The organism is Micromonospora sp. NPDC049081, assembly GCF_040648835.1.
Classification (GTDB): domain Bacteria; phylum Actinomycetota; class Actinomycetes; order Mycobacteriales; family Micromonosporaceae; genus Micromonospora; species Micromonospora antibiotica.
This window is the reverse complement of record NZ_JBEZEK010000006.1, coordinates 244,567-263,908: the sequence shown is the minus strand read 5'-3', so window position 1 is coordinate 263,908 and position 19,342 is coordinate 244,567. Positions and strand designations below refer to the sequence as shown.

The 19,342-nt window shown below is 73.2% G+C and carries 17 protein-coding genes and 1 pseudogene; 8 read left to right on the top strand and 10 right to left on the bottom strand.

The genetic code is table 11. The features are described 5' to 3' along the window. The first annotated feature begins 17 nt into the window (after positions 1-17). Together AB0B63_RS12650 and AB0B63_RS12645 are read left to right on the top strand one after the other, a co-directional pair. The gene (locus tag AB0B63_RS12650; protein ID WP_357017602.1) at positions 18-3,098 is read left to right on the top strand and encodes a VWD domain-containing protein; all 3,081 of its coding nucleotides are present in this window, start codon (positions 18-20) and stop codon (positions 3,096-3,098) included. Positions 3,099-3,607: 509 nt separating this feature from the next. Next, positions 3,608-4,147, top strand: a complete 540-nt coding sequence (locus tag AB0B63_RS12645; RefSeq protein ID WP_357017599.1) for a flavin reductase family protein — start codon at positions 3,608-3,610, stop codon at positions 4,145-4,147. 69 nt (positions 4,148-4,216) lie between these two features. Here the strand turns inward: AB0B63_RS12645 and AB0B63_RS12640 are convergent, their stop codons facing one another. After that, a complete protein-coding gene (locus AB0B63_RS12640) occupies positions 4,217-4,783 on the bottom strand; it encodes a hypothetical protein (protein WP_208566232.1) in 567 nt (188 codons plus the stop codon). Positions 4,784-4,977: 194 nt separating this feature from the next. On the opposite strand from AB0B63_RS12640, the pseudogene AB0B63_RS12635 reads away from it, so the two are divergent. The 3 genes and pseudogenes from AB0B63_RS12635 to AB0B63_RS12625 all read left to right on the top strand — a co-directional run. Next, positions 4,978-6,045, top strand: a pseudogene (locus AB0B63_RS12635) (PQQ-dependent sugar dehydrogenase); the annotation flags it as partial. Next, positions 6,037-6,495 (top strand): cellulose binding domain-containing protein, encoded by a 459-nt coding sequence (locus AB0B63_RS12630; RefSeq protein WP_357017669.1) that lies wholly within the window; start codon positions 6,037-6,039, stop codon positions 6,493-6,495. The pseudogene AB0B63_RS12635 and the gene AB0B63_RS12630, both read left to right, overlap by 9 nt. 119 nt (positions 6,496-6,614) lie before the next feature. After that, positions 6,615-8,318 (top strand): hypothetical protein, encoded by a 1,704-nt coding sequence (locus tag AB0B63_RS12625; RefSeq protein WP_208566231.1) that lies wholly within the window; start codon positions 6,615-6,617, stop codon positions 8,316-8,318. A gap of 17 nt (positions 8,319-8,335) precedes the next feature. Here the strand turns inward: AB0B63_RS12625 and AB0B63_RS12620 are convergent, their stop codons facing one another. The 5 genes from AB0B63_RS12620 to AB0B63_RS12600 are packed head-to-tail and all read right to left on the bottom strand — an operon-like array spanning position 8,336 to position 14,050. Next, positions 8,336-9,751 (bottom strand): DUF6297 family protein, encoded by a 1,416-nt coding sequence (locus tag AB0B63_RS12620; protein WP_357017594.1) that lies wholly within the window; start codon positions 9,749-9,751, stop codon positions 8,336-8,338. Position 9,752: 1 nt separating this feature from the next. Beyond that, positions 9,753-10,370 (bottom strand): ABC transporter ATP-binding protein, encoded by a 618-nt coding sequence (locus tag AB0B63_RS12615; protein WP_357017591.1) that lies wholly within the window; start codon positions 10,368-10,370, stop codon positions 9,753-9,755. A 58-nt stretch (positions 10,371-10,428) separates the two neighbouring features. Beyond that, on the bottom strand, positions 10,429-11,352 hold the full coding sequence (locus tag AB0B63_RS12610; RefSeq protein WP_357017589.1) for a carbohydrate ABC transporter permease: 924 nt from the start codon (positions 11,350-11,352) through the stop codon (positions 10,429-10,431). Next, positions 11,349-12,374, bottom strand: a complete 1,026-nt coding sequence (locus AB0B63_RS12605; RefSeq protein ID WP_357017586.1) for an ABC transporter permease subunit — start codon at positions 12,372-12,374, stop codon at positions 11,349-11,351. The genes AB0B63_RS12610 and AB0B63_RS12605 overlap by 4 nt, the downstream gene beginning before the upstream one ends. After that, positions 12,371-14,050, bottom strand: coding sequence for an extracellular solute-binding protein (locus AB0B63_RS12600; RefSeq protein ID WP_357017583.1), 1,680 nt, complete (start codon positions 14,048-14,050; stop codon positions 12,371-12,373). The genes AB0B63_RS12605 and AB0B63_RS12600 overlap by 4 nt, the downstream gene beginning before the upstream one ends. A 246-nt stretch (positions 14,051-14,296) precedes the next feature. Here AB0B63_RS12600 and AB0B63_RS12595 point away from each other — a divergent pair, with 246 nt between their 5' ends. Further along, complete coding sequence (locus AB0B63_RS12595) at positions 14,297-14,827, top strand: adenylate kinase (protein WP_357017580.1); 531 nt, start codon at positions 14,297-14,299, stop codon at positions 14,825-14,827. Between the two features lie 50 nt (positions 14,828-14,877). On the opposite strand, the gene AB0B63_RS12590 is transcribed toward AB0B63_RS12595, so the two are convergent. The 3 genes from AB0B63_RS12590 to AB0B63_RS12580 all read right to left on the bottom strand — a co-directional run bounded on the left by AB0B63_RS12590 (position 14,878) and on the right by AB0B63_RS12580 (position 16,971). Next, positions 14,878-15,717: a hypothetical protein gene (locus AB0B63_RS12590; protein ID WP_208566225.1), complete on the bottom strand. Its 840-nt coding sequence runs from the start codon at positions 15,715-15,717 to the stop codon at positions 14,878-14,880. Further along, positions 15,707-16,219, bottom strand: coding sequence for a sigma-70 family RNA polymerase sigma factor (locus AB0B63_RS12585; protein ID WP_357017577.1), 513 nt, complete (start codon positions 16,217-16,219; stop codon positions 15,707-15,709). The genes AB0B63_RS12590 and AB0B63_RS12585 overlap by 11 nt, the downstream gene beginning before the upstream one ends. Before the next feature lie 113 nt (positions 16,220-16,332). After that, positions 16,333-16,971, bottom strand: a complete 639-nt coding sequence (locus AB0B63_RS12580; protein WP_357017574.1) for a hypothetical protein — start codon at positions 16,969-16,971, stop codon at positions 16,333-16,335. Between the two features lie 221 nt (positions 16,972-17,192). On the opposite strand from AB0B63_RS12580, the gene AB0B63_RS12575 reads away from it, so the two are divergent. Both AB0B63_RS12575 and AB0B63_RS12570 read left to right on the top strand, forming a co-directional pair. Continuing rightward, a complete protein-coding gene (locus AB0B63_RS12575) occupies positions 17,193-17,720 on the top strand; it encodes a GNAT family N-acetyltransferase (protein WP_357017571.1) in 528 nt (175 codons plus the stop codon). A gap of 122 nt (positions 17,721-17,842) precedes the next feature. Next, complete coding sequence (locus AB0B63_RS12570; protein ID WP_357017568.1) at positions 17,843-18,439, top strand: dihydrofolate reductase family protein; 597 nt, start codon at positions 17,843-17,845, stop codon at positions 18,437-18,439. A 113-nt stretch (positions 18,440-18,552) separates the two neighbouring features. Here AB0B63_RS12570 and AB0B63_RS12565 read toward each other — a convergent pair whose 3' ends face one another. Next, complete coding sequence (locus AB0B63_RS12565; protein ID WP_357017565.1) at positions 18,553-19,341, bottom strand: ankyrin repeat domain-containing protein; 789 nt, start codon at positions 19,339-19,341, stop codon at positions 18,553-18,555. Position 19,342: the final 1 nt, after the last annotated feature.

Here is a 19,342-nt window from a genome sequence, read left to right as displayed (position 1 = left end):
GTCCTAGAGTGCCGCGCATGAAGCTGATCGTGCGACTCGCCGGCGGGTTCGCCGTCCTCCTGGCGGCGTTGGCGGCGGGGCCGGGGGCGGCCTGCGCCGCGCCGGCCGGCGAGGGTCTCGGGCTGGACCTGCGGACCACCGCCCCGCGATACGCCCCGGGCGAGGCGATCCGGTTGACGCTCACGGTCACCAACGCCACCGGCGCGGCCTGCGGCCTGGCCACCGTGGCCGACGGCACCGTGCAGGTGACCTCGGTCCGCCGCGACGGTCAGGAACTGGTGCCGGCGTTGGGCCGCAGCTTCTACGGCGACGGCATCGGGGCCGCCGCCACCGCCGGCACGACGACCGTGGAACCCGGTGCGAGCGTGACCGTGCCGCTGGCCGGCACCCGGATGCACGACGGCACCGACGCCGGTGCCGTCGTGCTGCGGTCGGTGGCGGCGACCCCGGACGGCGGCGGGTTGGACACCCTCTGGCCGGTCGGGGCACCCGGGGTCTACGAGGTGACGGCGAACTGGACGGCGCTGCCGGTGACCGGTCTCGACACCCCGTGCACGGGCGCGACGGCGCTGCGGACCACCAGCTTCACCGTCGCCGACGGCCCGGCCGGCCGGGGGTGGTGGCCCTGGCTGCTCGGCGGGGCGGTGCTGCTGCTGGTCGTCGTGGGCGGGCTGGCCGTCCTGCTCCTGCGGCGTGGTCGCCGTCGCCCGGCGCTCGTCGTGGCGCTGCTGCTCGTCGGCGTCGGGACCGCCGTCGGGGGCACCGGTGGGCCGGCCCGGGCCGACTACCAGGTCGACCCGAGCGCCGGGGTGCCGGTCAGCGGCGTCGACTTCCAGGCGGCGGTCGACGGCTGCCTCCAGGGGTTCGCGGCGGCCGGCGGTGACCCGGCGGGCATCCTGCCCCGGCTCAAGGACACCAAGACCCCCCGGGTGCGGATCATCCCCACCCCCGGCGGGTCGGGGTCCTTCGAGACCCCGGACAGCAAGGACGGCAAGGGGTCGTCCACGGTGACCTGGAACCCGACCTCGGTCGACCCGTACGGCGACGGGATCGCCCGGGACCCGTGCGCGGCGCTCTACCACGAGCTGAACCACTCCGACGACATCTCCCGCGACGCGGTGCCACAGGGCGACTGCGGTGGCACCGGGATCAAGACCGCCGAGGTCAAGGCGACCCTGGCGGAGAACAGGTACCGGGCGGCCAAGGGTCTGCCGGCGCGCACCGAGTACGACGGCAAGACCCTGCCGAAGAGCCTCGACGAGTGCAGGAAGCCCGCGAAGAAGACCCCACCGCCGAAGGGCCCGGTCAAGCTCTGCGAGGACGGGGGCGACTGCGGCGGCACCAACGGCGACCCGCACCTGGTCACCTTCGACCGGCACTACTACGACTTCCAGGCCGTCGGCGAATTCGTGCTGGTCGGCTCCACCTCGGGTGACCCGCTGGCGGTGCAGGTCCGGCAGACGCCGATGGGCGACTCGCGGACGGTGTCGGTCAACACCGCCGTCGCCGTCCGGATCGGCGCCCACCGGGTCGCCCTCACCCTGGTCGACGGCGACACCGAGGTACGCGTCGACGGTGCCGTCCGCGTCCCGCCGCCAGGGGAGACGGCCCTGCCCGGCGGTGGCACGCTCACCCGCCGGGACTCCGACACCGGTGCCGCCGACGGCTACGACCTGGGTTGGCCCGACGGCTCCGCCGCCGCCGTCGACCAGATCGGCCCCTACGGCTACCGGGTGCTGACGAAGCTGGCGGCGAGCCGGGCGGGGAAGGTACGGGGACTGCTCGGCGACTTCGACGGCGACCCGACCGACGACATCGCCGCGCCGTCCGGTGCCGCCCTGCCCCAACCCGCGCCGTTCGCGAAGCTCTACCCGTCGTACGCGGACAGTTGGCGGGTCACCCGGGACAGTTCCCTGTTCAGCTACCCCGACGGCCAGGACACCGGGTCGTTCACCGATCGGGGCTTCCCGGAGCGGGCGGTGACCCTCGACGACCTCGACCCGGCCCGGCGGGCCGCCGCCGAGCAGGTGTGCCGGTGGGCCGGGATCACCGACCCCTGGCAACTCGCCGAGTGCGTCTTCGACGTGGCCGTGACCGGCCGTCCCGAGTTCGCGGTCAGCGGCGTCGGCACCGAGCGGATCGCCCCGCCGGCCGACGCGCCGATCGCCGCGACACCGATCGCCACCGGCGCGCTGACCCCGGGTGGCGACCCGCTGACCTTCCGCGGCCGGGCCGGCGACGCCGTGTTCGTCGACGTCAGCGCGCCCGGCCTGGCGGACCGCTGCTCCCCGTACCGGCTGCTCGACCCGACCGGGACGGAGCTGGCCAGCGGCTGCAACATCGACGGACGCGGCCTCGTCGACCGCACCGAACTCACCCGCGACGGCAACTACACGGTGGTGGTCGACGCCGCCGCCGGGGGCACCGGTCGGGCGGCCGTGCGGGTCTACGCGGCCCGGGACGTCACCGGCACCCTGCGACCGGACGGGCCGGCGGTCCCGGTGACGATCGCCGGGCCGGGCGGCCGGGCCCGGTACCGGTTCACCGGCGTCGCCGGCCAGCGGGTCTTCGTCGAGGTGCCGGAGAGCACCCTGCCGGACCAGTGTTCCCCGTTGGAGCTGCGCGATCCCGACGGACAGCGGCTCAGCAGCGGCTGTGTCGTCAACGGCACCGGCGACATCGACGGCACGGTGCTGCCCGCCGACGGCACGTACACCGTGCTGGTGGACCCGGTGGACCGCACCGTCGGCACGGTGGCGCTGCGGCTGTTCGTCACCGGGGACCGGTTCGACCCGATCGCGCTCGACGGACCGCCGGTCGTCGCCACCGTCGACCGGCCCGGCGCGGTGCTCGGCTACCGGTTCACCGGCACGGCCGGCACGTCGGTGACCGTGACGGCCACCGACGCCACCCTGCCGGACCAGTGCTCGCCGCTGGAACTGCGCGGCCCCGACGGGGTGCCGGTGGGCACCGGCTGCGTGGTCAACGGTGCCGGTGGCATCGACGCGACCGTCCTGCCGGCCACCGGTGTCTACACCGTCGTGGTGGATCCGTCCGGGGCGGCCACCGGCACCGTCACCCTCACCCTGCGGCAGTGACCCGGTGCGGGGCGGGCTGCGCAGTGGTGCGGGGTCAGGTGGTGCCCCCTGGGCCGGGCCGCTCCGACCCTGGTGGTGACTCGGGCCCGACGGCTCCGGCCAGGTGGTGACCCTCCGGGCTGGACGGCTCCGGTCGGGGGGCTTGAAATCCTATCGCTTTGATAGGAAAATCGGATCCATGCTTCCCGTCCGGCTGTTCCGGCCGTTCACCTCCCGTCGGGTCGTCGACCTGATGCGGGTCGCCGCGCAACGCTGTCCCGGAATGCCCGACGCGGCCTGACCGGCGTGCCGCCGCCCCGTCCGTCGCCGCCGGGGGGAGAACCGGCTGCCGGTCGCCGTCGAGCAGCTCCCAGTCGAGCAGCCGTCAGTCGAGCAGCTCCCGAGCAACTCCCGGACGAGCGGTGCGCGACCCGGCCGACGTGCGACGGCGGGTCGAGGAGACGCCCGAGGGCACCGGCCGTCCGCCGGGCCGCCGTGACCCCGCCGATGCCCGCGTAGGAGGCACCCAGATGACCGAGCCCGACCATCGTCCCCCGCCGGTCGACGCCGACGCCGACGCCCTGCGTGCGCTGCTGCGCCATCAGGCCAGCACCGTCGTGGTGGTCACCGCGCCCGGCACCCCGGCGGTCGGCTTCACCGCCACCTCGTTCACCTCGGTGTCGCTGGCCCCGCCGATCGTCTCGTTCTGCCTGGACCTCGGCGCGTCGAGCTGGCCCACGGTGGCCCGGACCCGGCACGTGGCGGTGCACCTGCTCGGCCACCACCAGCAGGAACTGGCCCGCACCTTCGCCACCAGCGGCATCGACCGGTTCGCCGCGCCGACCCGGTGGCAGGCTGGGCCGGAGGGTGCGCCGATCCTCGACGACACCCTGGCCTGGCTGTTGTGCCGGGTGGTCGAGCGGGTGACCGTCGGCGACCACGCGATCGTGCTCGCCGAGCCGGAGCTGATCCAGCACGCCGACGTGGGTACGCCGCTGCTCTACCACCGGGGCCGCTACGCCGGCCTGGCCGGTGCGCCGGACGGCGTGCCCCGCCGCCCCGCCGCCTGACGGCCGCCACCCGGAGCGGCCTGCCGGGGGTCGCCGCCGGTCGGCGGGAGTGCCGGGTCGGGTGTCGGGTCAGGTCATCGTGCTGAGCAGCCCGACCTCCGGGCTCAGCGCGCCGTCCTGGCCCAGCGACCGGAAGTCGGCCTCGACGGCGGCCCGCTCCAGCCGGCCCGCCCGCACCGCGTGGTAGCGCACGACCGACCAGAGGAAGACGTCGAGGGTGTCGAAGCGGGTGCCGCCCTCGACGACCTCCTCTTCGTGGAACCAGAGGCCGACCTGCCCGGTGGCGAGGACCACGTGCAGGTTGCCGCCACCGTCGGCGCCGATCGAGTAGACGTCGTCGTCGGTGAGCGTCGGCCGGTAGTCGGCGTCGAGGAGTTGGCAGTCGTTGGCGGCGAAGTCGAAGCCGTAGGACCAGTCGTAGATGTCGAGGAACTGGGGCAGCCGCCCGGACCGCACGCGGCGGTCGAACGCCGCCAACGCCGTGGCGGCCGGGGGCGGGAGGCGGTCGAGCAGCGACGTCACCGGGCGGGTCCCGGCGGGAACGGTGACGGGCGGGCGGTCGGCGAACCATCGGGCGAGATCGGCGTCGAGGTCCCGCTCGACGTAGCCGGTCAGATCGTCAGGGGTGAGGGTCACCGGCGGATGCTAACCGCCGCCCCCGACAGGCCCGCCGCGCCGGTCGACGGCGGGTCCGCCGCGCCGGTCGGCGGTCAGCGGGGACCCGACGGCAGGCGTCGGGTTCGTCCACCGCTGCGGCTTTCACCGAGGTCGGGCTATATTGACACAAGTCACTTACTGCTCTGGAGGTGCCCGACGTGAGAGTCCGTTCGATGGTGGCGGCAGCGGTCGCGGCGGGGCTGGCGGCCACCGGCGTCGGCACCGCCACGCTCGCCGGGGCCGCGCCGGCCGACCCGGCCCCGGCCGCCGCGACCCTGGCCGTCGGCGACTTCGACTTCACCCGCCCCCAGGTGGTCGCCACCGGCCTGACGGTGCCCTGGGGGATGGACTTCCTGCCCGACGGCAGCGCCCTGACCGCGCTGCGCAACTCCGGCCAGGTGGTACGGGTCCGACCCGGTCAGGCCCCGGAACAGGTGGCCCAGATCTCCGGCGTGAACGCCAGCGGCGAGGGCGGCCTGCTCGGCCTCGCGGTCTCCCCGGGGTACGCCCAGGACGGCTACGTCTACGTCTACCTCACCACCACCACCGACAACCGGATCGTCCGGTTCCGGCTCAGCGCCCCGCAGAACCAGGAGCCGGTCCTCACCGGACTGGCCCGCTCCACCATCCACAACGGCGGGCGGATCGCCTTCGGCCCGGACGGGATGCTCTACGCCGGGGTCGGTGACGCGGGGCAGACGGCCAACGCGCAGAACCCGCAGAGCCGCAACGGCAAGATCCTCCGGATGCGTCCGGACGGGTCCGCGCCGTCGGACAACCCGACGGCCGGCTCCCTGGTCTACAGCCTCGGGCACCGCAACGTGCAGGGCCTGACCTGGGACGCGCAGGGGCGGCTCTACGCCGCCGAGTTCGGGCAGAACACCTGGGACGAGGTCAACCTCATCGTGGCCGGCGGCAACTACGGCTGGCCCACGGTCGAGGGGCGGGCCAACGACCCACGGTTCCGGGACCCGCTGCTGGTCTGGACGACCGCCGAGGCGTCCCCGAGTGGCGCGGCGGTCGCCGGCAACCGGCTCTTCGTCGCCGCCCTGCGCGGCACCCGGCTGTGGACCGTGCCGCTCACCGGCACCGGCGGGGTCGGCACCCCGGCCGCCGAGCTGACCGGCGCGTACGGTCGCCTGCGTACCGTGGAGTACGGGCCGGACGGCTGGCTCTGGGTCACCACCAGCAACCGGGACGGGCGTGGCACCCCGGCGTCGACCGACGACCGCATCCTGCGCTTCCCGCCGAAGGACACCACCCCGCCCCCCACCAGCCAGCCACCCACCACCCCACCCCCGACGACGCCTCCGCCGACCACACCCCCGCCCACGACGACGCCGCCTCCGCCCACGACGCCGGGCACCCCGCCGCCCGTCTCCTGCCGGGTCGTCTGGCAGCCCAACCAGTGGAGCGGCGGGTTCACCGCCGAGGTGGCCATCACCAACCTGGGTTTCCCGGTCACCAGTTGGACGTTGACCTGGTCCTTCGCCGCCGACCAGCGGATCACCAACGCCTGGAACGCGCAGGTCACCCAGTCCGGGTCCGCGGTCACCGCGCGTAACGCCGCCTGGAACGGCACCGTACCGCAGAGCGGCACGGTCAGCTTCGGCGTCCAGGGCACCTCCGGCGCGAGCAACCCACGCCCGGCCGCGTTCCAGTTCAACGGGGGAGTCTGCCTGGTCCAGTGAGCCACGACGGGGCCGGTCCGGGGCACCCCGGGCCGGCCGCCGTCCGCCGTGCCAGCCGGCGCGTCCGGGTGACACGGTCGCGTCGTCGCCGACACCCCGGCGTCGGTCGAACCGGGGCAATGTGCCGGATTCGCCGACGCCGGCCGTCGTTCCGGTGGAGCCTGCGAGGGACGCTATCGCGCACGGTGCGGCGGAACGGGGTGGTCTTGAACCGAAGGTTCGTCGGGCTGCTGCTGGTGACCAGCCTGGTGCCGATGATCGAGGCCACCGTGCTGGTCGCCCTCGGATTCCGGGCCGCCCAGGGCATCCCCCCGCAGCTCACCGCCCTGTGGCCGTACGACACCTACCACGACCTGCGGTGGCTCTACGTCTACCACCGGTCGTGGTGGGAGTTCGCGCTCTGGCTGACCTACGTGCTGGTCGCCCGGGGCCTGTTCACCACCGGCCTGGTGCTGCTGGCCTGGCCGGCCGGGGTGCCCCGGCCGGCACTGGGCTGGCTGCTGCGCCGCAACGTCGTGCTCGGCGTGCTGGTCGGCGGGTTCGTCGCGCCCTGGGCGGCGATCTCGGTGGCGGCGTCGGTGGTCGCCCTGTCCTGGGTGCTGCTGGCGTCGCTGCTGCCGATGTTCCTGCTCGCGCCGTTCCTGCAACGGGTGGCCGTGGTGGAGCACTGGTGGCGTGGACTGCCGTCGATCTCGCTGGTCGGCTGGTCACTGCTGAACTTCGTGGTACTCACCGTGGCCGGCGCGCTGTGCTGGGTGGTGCCCGGCTGGTGGACGGTGCCCGTGGCCGGGGTGGCGGGGGCGCTCAACGGGGTGCTGTGGAACCGGACCGTACGGGCGGCGCTGCTGCCCTCACGGGTGCGTTGGGCCCGGGTGCCGGTGACCCCGCTGGCGGCGCTGCTGGCCGTCGCCGTGCCGCTGGTCATCCCGCCGGTGACCGAGCTGGTCCCGGGAAACGAGCAGTGGATCAGGACGGCGGTGCTGGAACGACCGCTGCCCGCCGCGGTCACCCACGCGGTGATCGTGCTCACCGGCTACGGCTCGGACTACGGCGGTGAGCAGCCGTCCGACCCCCGGGTGCAGCGCTTCTCCTACCGGGGGCTCGACCCCGACGGGAAGCCGCTCGCGTACCGGTCGGCGGACACCACCCGGTCGATGGCGGACAGCGTGGCGCTGCTCACCCGGCAGGTGGAGCTGCTGCACCGGCGCACCGGGCGGCGGGTGGCGCTGATCGGGGAGAGCGAGGGTGCGATGGTGGCCCGCACCTATCTCGCCCGGCGACACGACACGACGGTCGACATCCTCGTCATGTTCAGCCCGTTGATCTACGCCGGCCGGGCCTACTACCCGCCCCCGCACCACGACGAGGGCTGGGGGGTGGTCACCGGCTGGCAACTGCGGGCCATCTTCGGGCTCGCCGACGTCGGCGGCGGCCCCGACGAGCCGTTCATCCGGTCGTTGCTCGACGACGCGCCGTTCTACCGCAACCAGTTGATGTGTCCCGTGCCAGGGGTCCGGATGGTCGCCTTCCTGCCCACCGCGACGGCCACCGAAGCGCCACCGGGGGAGTACAGCCGGATTCCGGTCTACCAGATCCCCGGCGTGCACGGTGGCCTGCTGGACCGCAGGCTGCTCCAGGACCGGTTGATCGACTTCCTGACCGGCAAGCCGATCGCCCACACCCGGGCCGAGTACCCGCTGATGCAGAGCTTCGCCGCCGCCTGGCAGGCGCCGCCGCTGCCGATCGCGGCGAACCCGGCCTGGGCGGGCAACCGGCAACCCGACCCGGCGTTCACCGGGAAGGTGTGCCTGCCGGCCCGCTGAGCGCCAGGCCGCCACCGTCACCCCGCGAGCAGTTGGACGACCACCAGCACGGCGACCAGGTCCGGGCCGCGCAGCACCTGACGGACCAGGTCCACGGGCACCATCGCGAACGGCGTGTTGACCACCGCCCCGCCGTACCGCATGGGTGGGCGGGTGCCGGCCCAGAAGGCCGCCGTCACGACCCCGAGCAGCAGCACCGCGTCGAGCGGGACGGGCGCCGGCCGCAGGGCGGGCAGGGTGGCCAGATACCAGAGGGTGGCGCCGACGCCCGGCACGACGAGATGCGTCAGCCGCAACAGGGCGTCGTTGCCGCCGAGGGACCGTCGCAGGCCCGGTGCGCGGCTGATCGCGCGGAGCCCGCCGGTGAGCCCGCCCGTCGCCAGGTACGCCAGCACCAGGTGCGCGGGACCTGCGATCGACGGCAGCGCCACCGCGACGGCGTACATGGTCAGCAGCGCCCCGGCCCAGCCGACGATGGCACCCCGGCGGCGCGACAACCGGCGTACCTCCGCCTGGAGCAGCACCCGCAACCGACCACCGGCACGGAAGGGCCGCCCGCGCACCAGGCCGATCCCGCGCCACCGGCGGCTCTCCACCAGCGCGGCGAGCAGCGACGGATCCAGCAGCACGGCGGCGGTGGTGGCGGCGTTGGCGAACTGCGCGCCCGTGGTCAGCGCCGCCCGGTCCACCCCGGGCAGCCGCCGGTACGCACGGACGGTGGACGCCACCGCGACCGGCAGCAGCACCAGGCCGACGCCGGCGGTGAGCGGCACCGGCGGCAGCGGGAGGGACCACCCGGCGGCGTGCCCGAGCACCACCAGCACCGCGATCGTCGCCCCGACGGCGGACAGACCGACGCCGAGCCGTCCCGCCCAGCGGGGTGTGGGGCGGACGCTCTGGGCGACGACGGCCCACGCGGTCGCGGTGGCCCCGCAGGTGAGGCCGGCCAACGCCGCCCAGCCCAGGTCGACGGGGCGGTCGAGGCCACCGGCGTACGCGGCTGCCACCGCCAGCAGCCCGACACCGATGGTGCCGCCGCCGACCAGGCCACCGAACCGGGGGAGCAGCCACGCCCGGCGGTCCACCGGTGAGCTGACCAGCCAGGTCTGCGCGGCCGGGGTGACCAGCAGCGGCCCGGTCAGCCGCAGGCCCCACCAGACGAGCCCGGCCCCCGCCGTCACGGCGGCGACGGCGATCCAGTACCTGTCGCCCGGGTCGGTCCGGGTCACCTGCGGGGCCGTCAGGTGGTCGCGGATCGCGGCGACCGCGAACCAGCCGTACAGGGCGACGAACAGGACCACGACGTAGGCGTCGGTGAGCACCTCGCCGAGCGAGCCGGGATGGTGGCGGCGGCGGGCCCGTCGCAGCCCGGTCCGCAGCTGCCGGGGCGTGGGCCCGACCACCGGTGGTGGGGAGGTCCTGGTCGACGTCACCTCAGCCGCCGATCTCGATCCGCCGGTCGGCGACCGCGTCGATCAGTTCGGTGTCGTGCGACGCCATCAGCACCGCCGTGCCGGCTGCCTTCTCCCGCAGCAGCCGCTGTGCCAGCCAGGCCCGGCCCCGGACGTCGAGGCGCTGCTCCGGTTCGTCCAGGACGAGCAACCGGCGCGGGCGCACGAAGCAGGAGGCGAGGGCGAGGCGGCGGCGCTGGCCGCTGGACAGGGTCGCCGGAAGCTGGTCGCGGGCCGGTTCGAGAGCCAGCTCGGTGAGCACCTCCTCGACCGGGTCGGCGGTGCCGCCGTGGGCGTAGGCGAGCAGTTCGAGGTGTTCGACGACGGACAGGTCGGGAAAGAAGTCGATGTCGTCGAGGGCGGCGGCGACCGCCGCGCGGACCCGGGGGTCGGTCTCGTCGCAGCGTCGGCCGTCGAGCAGGACCTCGCCCTCGTCGGGGCGGTCCGCCCCGACGACGCAGCGCAGCAGGGTGGTCTTGCCGGAGCCGTTGGGCCCGACGACGACGGCGACCTGCCCCGCGTCGAGCTGGAAGCGCACGTCGTCGAGGACGACCAGCGCGCCGAACCGGCGGGTCAGCCCGCGTACGGCAAGTGTGCTCACAACCAGCCACTGTCGCACGCGGGCCGGTGTGGCCGTCGACCCGGTCCCGCCGCAGCGGTCAGCCCTTGACTGCGCCGATCAGCACACCCTTGATGAAGTGCCGCTGGATGAACGGGTAGACCGCGACGATCGGGGCGACGGTGAGCACGACCACCGCCATCTTGATCGCCTCGGTCGGTGGCATGGACACCCCGGTGCTGCCGCCGGAGGTGTGCGGGGCCTGGCCGGCCAGCAGGTAGCTCTGCAACACCCGCTGGATCGGGTACATGTCGTTGCGGTCGATGAACAGCAGCGCGTCGAACCAGACGTTCCAGTAGCTCACCGCGTAGAACAGCCCCACCACGGCGATGACCGCCCGGGACAGCGGCAGCACGATCCGCACCAGGGTACGGAAGTGGCTCGCCCCGTCGACCCGGGCGCTGTCCAGCAGTTCCTGCGGGATGGCCTGGAAGAAGCCGCGCACCACCACCAGGTTGAACACGCTGATCGCCGGCGGCAGGATCAGCGCCCAGATGGTGTCCTTGAGGCCCAGCCCGGTCACCACCAGGTATTTCGGCACCAACGGCGGGTACACCAGGAACGGGACCAGGAAGTAGATCAGCAGCCAGCGGTAGCCCACCGAACGCGGCTGGGACAACCCGTACGCGGCGAGAACGGTCACGGTCAACGCCAGCGCGCTGCCGATGACGGTGACCAGCGTGCTGATCCACAGCGCCCGGGTGACCGCCCCACCGGCGAAGATCGTCTCGTAGGCCGCGGTGTCGATGCCCCGGGGGATGACGACGATGCCGCCGGCCTCGGCGAGGGTCTCCCGGGAGGACAGGCTGGTCACCAGGATCACCCAGAGTGGGAAGAGCACACTGAGCACGAGCAGACCCAGGAAGGCGGCCTTGAACCCCTGGCCGATCCGGGTCGGCGGCTCCTCCCACACCGGCCGGCGGTCGCGTCCGGTGCGGGCCCGCAGTGCGACGGTCTCGGTCATTTCGAGTAGATCCCCCGTTCGCCGAGCAGGTGGGCGACCCGGTTGGCGGCCAGGATCAGGCCCAGCCCGATCGCGGCCTTGAACAGGCCGGCCGCCGCGCCGTAGCCGTAGTTCCCGGTGGCGATGGAGAAGTGGTAGACGAACGTGTCGAGCACCTCGGCGGCCTGCCGGCCCACCGCCTCACGTTGCAGCAGGAACTGTTCGAAGCCGACCGAGAGCGCGTCACCCAGCCGCAGGATGAGCAGCAGCACGATCACCGGTCGCAGGCCGGGCAGGGTGATGTGCCACAGCCGGCGCCACCGGCCGGCGCCGTCGGCCGCCGCCGCCTCGTAGAGGCTGGTGTCGATGGTGGACAGTGCGGCGAGGAAGACGATGGTGCCCCAGCCGACGTCCTTCCAGACCGCCTCGGCGGTGACCAGGATGATGAAGGTGTCCGGGTTGGTCATCACGTTCCACGGCTGCATCCCGGCGTCGCGCATGGTCTGCGCCAGCAGGCCGGCGCCGCCGAGCATGGCGACGAAGAAGCTGACCACGAGCACCCAGCTGAAGAAGTGCGGCAGATAGACGACGGTCTGCACGAAGGTGCGCCACCGGCTGGAGAGCAGGTTGTGCAGCATGATCGCCAGGAAGATCGGCAGTGGGAAGAAGAAGACCAGTTGGAACGCGGTGATCGCCAGGGTGTTGCGGAACGCCTCCCAGAAGGCCGAGTCCTCGAACAACAGCTGGAACTGCCCGAAGCCGATCCAGTTGCTGCGCGCGAACGCCTGCAACGGGTTGTCCCCCAGGTAGGGGTTGTAGTCCTGGAAGGCGATGACGTTGCCCAGGATCGGCAGGTAGCTGAAGACCAGCAGGACGAGGAAGCCGGGCGTCACCATGGCCAGCAGTTGCCAGTCCCGGGCGAGCCGGGTGCGCAGTGGCACCCGCCGCCGACGGGCGGGACGGCGTTCTCGCCCGGCCCGGGTGGGCCCGTCGGGCCGGGTCCGGTCGGACCCGGCCGCGACGGTGGTGTCGCGAGTGGTCATCGCCCGGCCTTGGGCAGCGACTTGGCGAGCAGTTCCCGCGCTTCCTCGCCCCCGTTGGCCTTCCACTCCTGCACGATGGCGTCGATGTCGGAGAGTGGCCGGCGGCCCCGCAGCATGTCGGTGATCTTGTCCTCGGTGGGCACCTGGTTGGCCTTGTACGCGGCCGGCATCTCCAGCTTCACCCCGTCCCAGGGGTCCTTCTCCAGGTACTTGACCATGTTGTTGGAGTAGGTCAGGAGGTCCGGCACGTAGTTCGGGGTCTCCGGGTACGGGCCGATGGTGGGGTTGCGTCCGCTGATGAAGAAGTACTGGTTGGCGATCTCCTTGAACGCCAGGTCGGTCTTGACCGGCCCGTTCGGCGTGCTGTTGTGGTGCTTGCCCGCCACCCCGTAGTCACGCAGCTGGGCCTCCTGCGTGCCCAGCGGCGCGGAGCACCAGTTCATGATCCGCAGCAGCTCCTCGACCCGTTCCTTGCCGACGCCCTTCTTGACGAAGGTGAAGGAGATCGGCTCGTCGTCGCCCCAGACCAGGGGGTCGCCACCGGTGGCCGAGAAGACCGGCACCGGCTGGATGTTCAGCTTCGGGTTGACCTTCTGGTGTTCGGCCTGGGCGCCCTGCCAGAAGCCCACGCCGTTGCGGGTGAAGACGATCGCGCCGTTCTTGGCGAACAACTGGGCGCTGTCCGCGCCTCTGGTGGCGATGATCTCGGGGTGGACCAGACCGTCCTTGTAGATCTTGGCCATCACCTCGACGGCCTGCCGGTACTCCGGGGTCTCGTACTTGAACTCCGGGGTCCCGTCGGCCTTCAGCCGCCAGCCCTGCTTGGCGGACGGCACCTTGTGGTACATCTGGATCATGTCGAAGACGTTGTCGAACGCCCACACCTTCTTGGCCGGGTCGGTGACCTGCTTGGCCACGGTGAGCAGGTCGTCGAGCGACGCCGGCACCGCCAGTCCGCGCGCGTCGAGCAGGTCCTTGCGGGTGAACAACGCCCAGGGGAACGGCCCGTCGGTCGGGTTGGGCACGGCCATCAGCCGCTCGTTCCACAGCGAGTTGCGCCAGGCACCGGTGGGGAACGAGGCCAGCATCGGGTACGCGTTGGCCGCGTCGCCCTTGAGGTGGTCGGTGAGGTCCTCGAAGAGCACCTTGATCGCCTCGGCGAAGCGCGGGATCTTCTCCACTTCCCATTGGGGTACGCAGAGCAGATCCGGGACGTCCCGGGCGCCGAGCATCGCGTTGAGCTTGTCGGCGTAGGTGTTGCCGTCCTGGATGGTGAAGTTGACCGGGGTGCCCAGCTCGGCGTTCACCGCCTGCAGGTAGGCACTCTGCGCCGCACCGGGCGGGGCCGGACCCCAGGCGGGGGTCATCGCGGTGATCTCCTTGCCGCTGGTGCCGGGCCGCTCGGTGATCGCGTCGACCAGCGAGGTCGGGTACTTCGTGTAGCCGTCGGGCACCGGGCGGGTGCCGATGATGTCGGGCTTGATGCTCTGGGCCAGGTCTTTGTGCGTCGGCAGCAGATCGGCGTAGGCGTCCAGGTTCTGCGCGGCGCCGGAGCCGGCCGGCTTCTCGGAGCACCCGGCGAGCAGGGGTCCGCCGGCGACGGCGGCCGTGCCGAGGCCGACCAGGCCGAGGAAGTGTCGGCGCGAGGCAGTCGAGCCGGGTTGCTGGGGTGTCATCGGTCCCCCTTCGAGAAGGGCTGGGTAGCGGGTTCGCAGGTCGGGGTGGAGCAGGTGGAGGCGAAGCTAGTTGGTCTGGATGTTAAACAAACTAATGGACGGCGGGAGATTCCGACAAGAGGCATCGACACCCGCCGTGTCGGTACCGGCGGCGCGTCGGGTCGCCGTGACGTCGGCGTGCCCGCCGGGCCGAACCCCACCCGGAGACGACGAGCGGCCCCCGCACCCGCTGCGTAGGCTGCCCGGATGAGCGCACCGTCCCGGATCCTGGTCTACGGGGTGTACGGCGCGGGCAAGTCCACCCTCGCGGCGGCGCTGGCCGACCGGTTGCGGTTGCCGTGGCACCCGGTCGACGACCTGCTGTGGCAACCCGGCTGGGTCGAGGTGCCGGTCGCCGAGCAGCGCAACCGCATCACGCAGGTCTGCCGGGGCGACCGGTGGATCCTCGACGGGGCCTACCACGGGTGGCGGGACGTGCCGCTGGCCCGCGCCGACCTGGTCGTCGCCCTGGACTACCCCCGCTGGCGTTCGTTCGGCCGGCTGCTGCGTCGTACCCTCGGCCGGCTGGTGACGGGGGAGGAGATCTGCAACGGCAACCGCGAGTCACTGCGCAGCGTGCTGTCCCGGGACTCGATCCTGGTATGGCACGTCAGCGCCTTCGGCCGGGCGCGGCGACGGATGCGCGCCTGGCAGGCCGACCCCTCGGGACCACCGGTGCTGCTGTTCCGTTCCCCGACCGAGCTGGACCGCTGGCTGGCCACACTGCCCCGACGGTGAGCGGCCGGGACAGGTGAGCGGCCGGGACGCCGCCGCGCCCCGGACCGTCGTCACTTGGGCGCGGGCCCGTTGTCCACGAACCGGAACACCGTGTCCAGGGGAGCGTCGCCGAGCTCCTCCAGGATCAGCCCGCGCTGGTTGGAGTACCGGAGGTACGCGGAGCTGTTGCTGAGGGCGTAGGTCCGCTGGCCGCCGCCCGAGCTGTGCACCACGATCGAGAACAGCTGCCTCGGTTCGTCCGGCGAGCAGGCGGCCGCCACGACGGTGAGCGGCTCCGACCCCGCCGACCGGACCTGCCAGCAGTCCCGGTCACCCTCGGCGTTCGGTTCGGCGGTACGGACCAGATAGGTGCCGGACCCCTGGGGCACGAACACGAACAGGCTGCGCCCCTCGTCGCCGTCGACCTCGCCGAGACTGCCGTCGTCGAGCAGGGACACCACGGACTCCATCGCGGCGGACCGCAGGACGACGTAGCGGCGCTGTCCGAGCCGTAGCGGGTCGGTGGACGCCGAACTCTTCGACCCGCTGGGGGTGGCGCTGGGCGTGCCCCTGGGGGTGGCCCGGGGCGACCCGGACGTCGGATCCCCGGTGGTCGAGGTGTCCGGGGTCGGCCCGGTGGACGGGGTGGCCCCCGGCGTCGGGCCCGACGTCGTACCGCTCGGGCCGGCGGGCAGGGTGGTGCGCCCAGTGCCGGCGAGGTGGACCACGGTGGCACCGGCACCCACCGCCCCCAGCAGGGCGATGCCCAGCGCGGCGGTCGCGATGTGTCGACGCCGACGCCGGCTGTCACCGCGCCGACGGACCTCGGCGACGGTGGCGAGCCGACCGGTCTGTCCGGCCTGTCGGGCCAGCCCGCGCAGGGCCTCGTCGAGCATGTCGTCAGGCCCCATTGCTCCTCCCGGCCGTCGTCTGATGTCCGTCATCGCTCAGGTACCTGGCCAGGGCCTGACGGCCCCGGGCCAACCGGGTCTTGACGGTGTTCGGATTCGCCCGGGTCTCCGCGGCGATCTCGGCCACGCTGAGGCCGACCAGATGATGCAGCACGATGGCCCGGCGCTGCTCGGAGGGGATGTGCCGTAACGCGTCGACCAACACCACGTGGTCGACGGAGACCGGTTCCACCTGCTGCCCGGTCGCCTCCCGCCGGTGCGCCGTGACCCGGTTCACCGCCTTGCGCCACGCGCTCACCGCCACCCGGTAGGCGACCTTGCGTACCCAGGCCTCCGGGCTGTCGCACTCCCGCACCGTCGCCCACCGGCTCCAGGCCCGGGCGTACGCCTCGGCCACCGCGTCCTCGGCCTCGGTACGGCTGCCGAGCATCGCGTACACCTGCCCCAGCACCCGTTGCGCCGACGAGGCGTAGAAGGCGTCGAACTCCTCGGCGTCACGCATCGATCACGCTCTCCACCCGGCCGGTCGCATCCGATCCCGCCACGCCCAGGACCCACCCTGCCCAGGTCGGATCGGACGGGGCGGCCCACCCGTCCGATCCGACCGGTCTGCCGTCAGCGGGCGGCGGGCGCCGGTCCGTTGTCGTTGAACCGGAAGCTGCTCGTCGGCGGGGCGTCACCCAGCTCCTCGAGGATGAGGCCGGAGCGTGCGGAGTCCCGCAGGAACGCCCCGGCGTTGCTGATCAGGTAGGACGGCGTGGTGCCGGTCGCGGCGAAGATCTCGAACTGCTGGCGGGGATCATCGGCGTTGCACGTGGCGGCCCGAACCTCCAACGGTTTGCTGTTGCCGGGATTATGCACCCGCCAGCAGAGCGGGCCGGCACTGGCCCGGGAGTACGACTTGACGAGGTACTTCTGCCCACCCAGCGGGGTCGGCACGAACAGCTGCCGGCCCTGGTCGTCGTCGACCTCGGCCAGCCGCCCGGAGTCGGTCAGCGACAGGCCGCTCTCGAACGCGCCGACCCGGACGATCGTGTACTGCCGGGTGCCGGTGAACCCGCGTGGGGCCCTGGTCGCCGTCGGCGGCGTGGCCGACAACCCCACCGGTACGCTGTCCGCCACGGCCGTGGTGTCCCGTTGCGCCGGGGCCGCCTGCCCACCGTCGGCCCCGGGCCGGGTGTCCACCGCACAGGCCGCCAGCGCCCCGGTCAGCGCCAGCAACCCGGCACCCGCGAGCCATCGTTTCATCACCATTGTCCGCTCCTCCACCTGGGGACGTGGTCGGCAGGTCCGTCGTCGCACCGGCCCGGTGTCGACGTCCCGCCCGACTCACCCTTCAGGACGCTCCACACCGTCGCCCGGTTTCAGTCCCACCCCACGATCTTTTCCGGCACCACCGGTGACGGCCCGGCGAGAGTCCGTGACGATGGCCCACCCGTCCGGTCGAGCCGCCGGATCGCGGGTACCGTCGTCGGGTGCCCGAGCTGATCGCACCCGCCGTCCAGCTGTACGACGCCTGGCGGGAAGCGCACGCGGAGTGGGGGCCGGGGTGGCACGAGGACGGCTTCGGCCTGCGCCCCGGCGACGAGGTGGACTCGTCATCCGGGTTCGCCGCCTGGGTGGCGCGGTTGACGCCACCGCCGGGCCCGTCGGGGTCGCCCGACCCCGGTGATGATCGCGGCACGTACCGTTGGATCGTCGAGGACCAGCGGGTGCTCGGCGCGATCGCCCTGCGCCACGACCGCGACGAACACGCGCGGTGGGCCGGCCACCTCGGGTTCGGCATCCGGCCGTCCGCGCGACGCCGAGGGCTGGCCAGTTGGGCCCTGGGCCGGATGCTCGACGAGGCGCGTGCGCTCGGGCGGGAGCGGCTGCTGGTCGTCTGCGCCACCGGCAACGTCGCCTCGGCCCGGACGATCGAGCGGTGCGGCGGCGTCTTCGAGGGCGTCGGGGAGACCCGGCTCGGTTCCACCCGCCGCTACCGTTTCACGCTGCGTGGGTAGGACGGGCAGCCCACGGAGCGACACGCGGTGCGGGTGGCCCATGGGCGGGTGCGCGGCCGACGGGTTTGGGATGCTGTGCCGGTCCGACAAGCGACATCTTCCGACTCGAAGGGACCTTTCCGATGGCAAAGGTCATCTCCACACTCTTCATCTCGGCCGACGGCGTGGCCGAGATCGACCCCGACTGGCACTTCCCGTACTTCGACGACAACATGGGCCGGGCCGTCAACGAGGACTACGACGCCGCCGACGTGCTCCTCCTCGGCCGGGAGACCTACGACAGCTTCGCCGGGGCGTGGCCCGACCGGGAGACGGCGGGCGGCGACGACGCGCCGTTCGCCAAGCAGCTCGGCGACCTGCGCAAGGTGGTCGTCTCCCGGCAGCCCCGGGAGTTCCCCTGGCGCAACTCCGAGCTGCTCGACGGCGATCTCCTCGAGGTCGTCACCGCACTCAGGAACGACACCACCATCGGTGGCGTCCTCATCCCCGGGTCGATCTCCGTCGTGCAGCAGCTGCTCGCCGCCGGACTGGTCGACGAGCTGCGGCTGCTGGTGCACCCGGTGGCGGCACGCAAGGGCCGCAAACTGTTCGACGACGGGGACGCGCCGTACCACCTGCGGGTGGCCACGACGGAGGTGTTCCCGACCGGGGTGATCCGGGTGGTCTACGCGCCGGTCGAGACGCCAGCCACCGTCGGCGACGACGCCGTCGAGGAGTAACCGCCGGCGGCAGAACAGCCGCCCGGCCCGCGCGGGCCGTCCCGTCGTCGAGCCACCGGCGTCGCGGGGGTGTCCGGCCGGCGGTCCGCGCGGCGACCCGGCCGGTGTTCCGGCTAGCGGGTTGAGCCGGGCGTGCGCCGATCCAGCTCGGCGGCGGTGACGGCCCCCCGGGCCCGCAACCAGACGACCAGCTCGGTGGCACCGCGCCGGACGGCCGCGTCCAGGGCGGTGCGGTGCTCCCACGGTGCCACCCAGTTGAGCTGGGCGCCCCGCTCCCACAGGTACCCGGCGCAGGACTGCCGGCCGCCGTGGCAGGCACCCCAGAACGCCACGTCGATCTCGTCCGCCGACGGCGGCACGACGTCGGTGCAGGCCCGCTCCACGCGGTCGAGCAGGCCGAGCGTGGCCGCGTCGGTGAGGGTGGTGCGGGCCCCCCGGACGACGAGCCGGTACGCCGCCCGCCACTGGGCGAAGGCCCGCGCGTCGGCGAGCGGCGTACCGCCGGCGATCACGCCCCCGGCAGCCTCGATGTCGGCACCCGCGTCCAGCAGCGCGTCGACGACGTCCACGTCGTCGCAGCTGGCCGCCCAGTGCAGCGGGGTCTCCCGGTGCGGTCCGACGAACCGGGCGTCGACGTCGCCGCCGGCGGCGACCAGGGCGGCCACGGTGGCCGCTCCGTGCGGAAACCGGCCCGGCCAGTCGGTGACGACGTGCAGCAACGTGCGGGACATCGCACTCGCACCGGGGGCCCCGCCGACGTGGTCGACCAGGCGCGCGGTGGCCAGCCCCGGGTGTGCGGTGAGCAGCCGCCGCAGCGTGGTCAGGTCGCCGCTGCGGATCGCCCCGGTCACCGTGGCCGCCAGCGGGTTGTCGACCGCGAGCAGCAGGAGGTCACCCGTCACC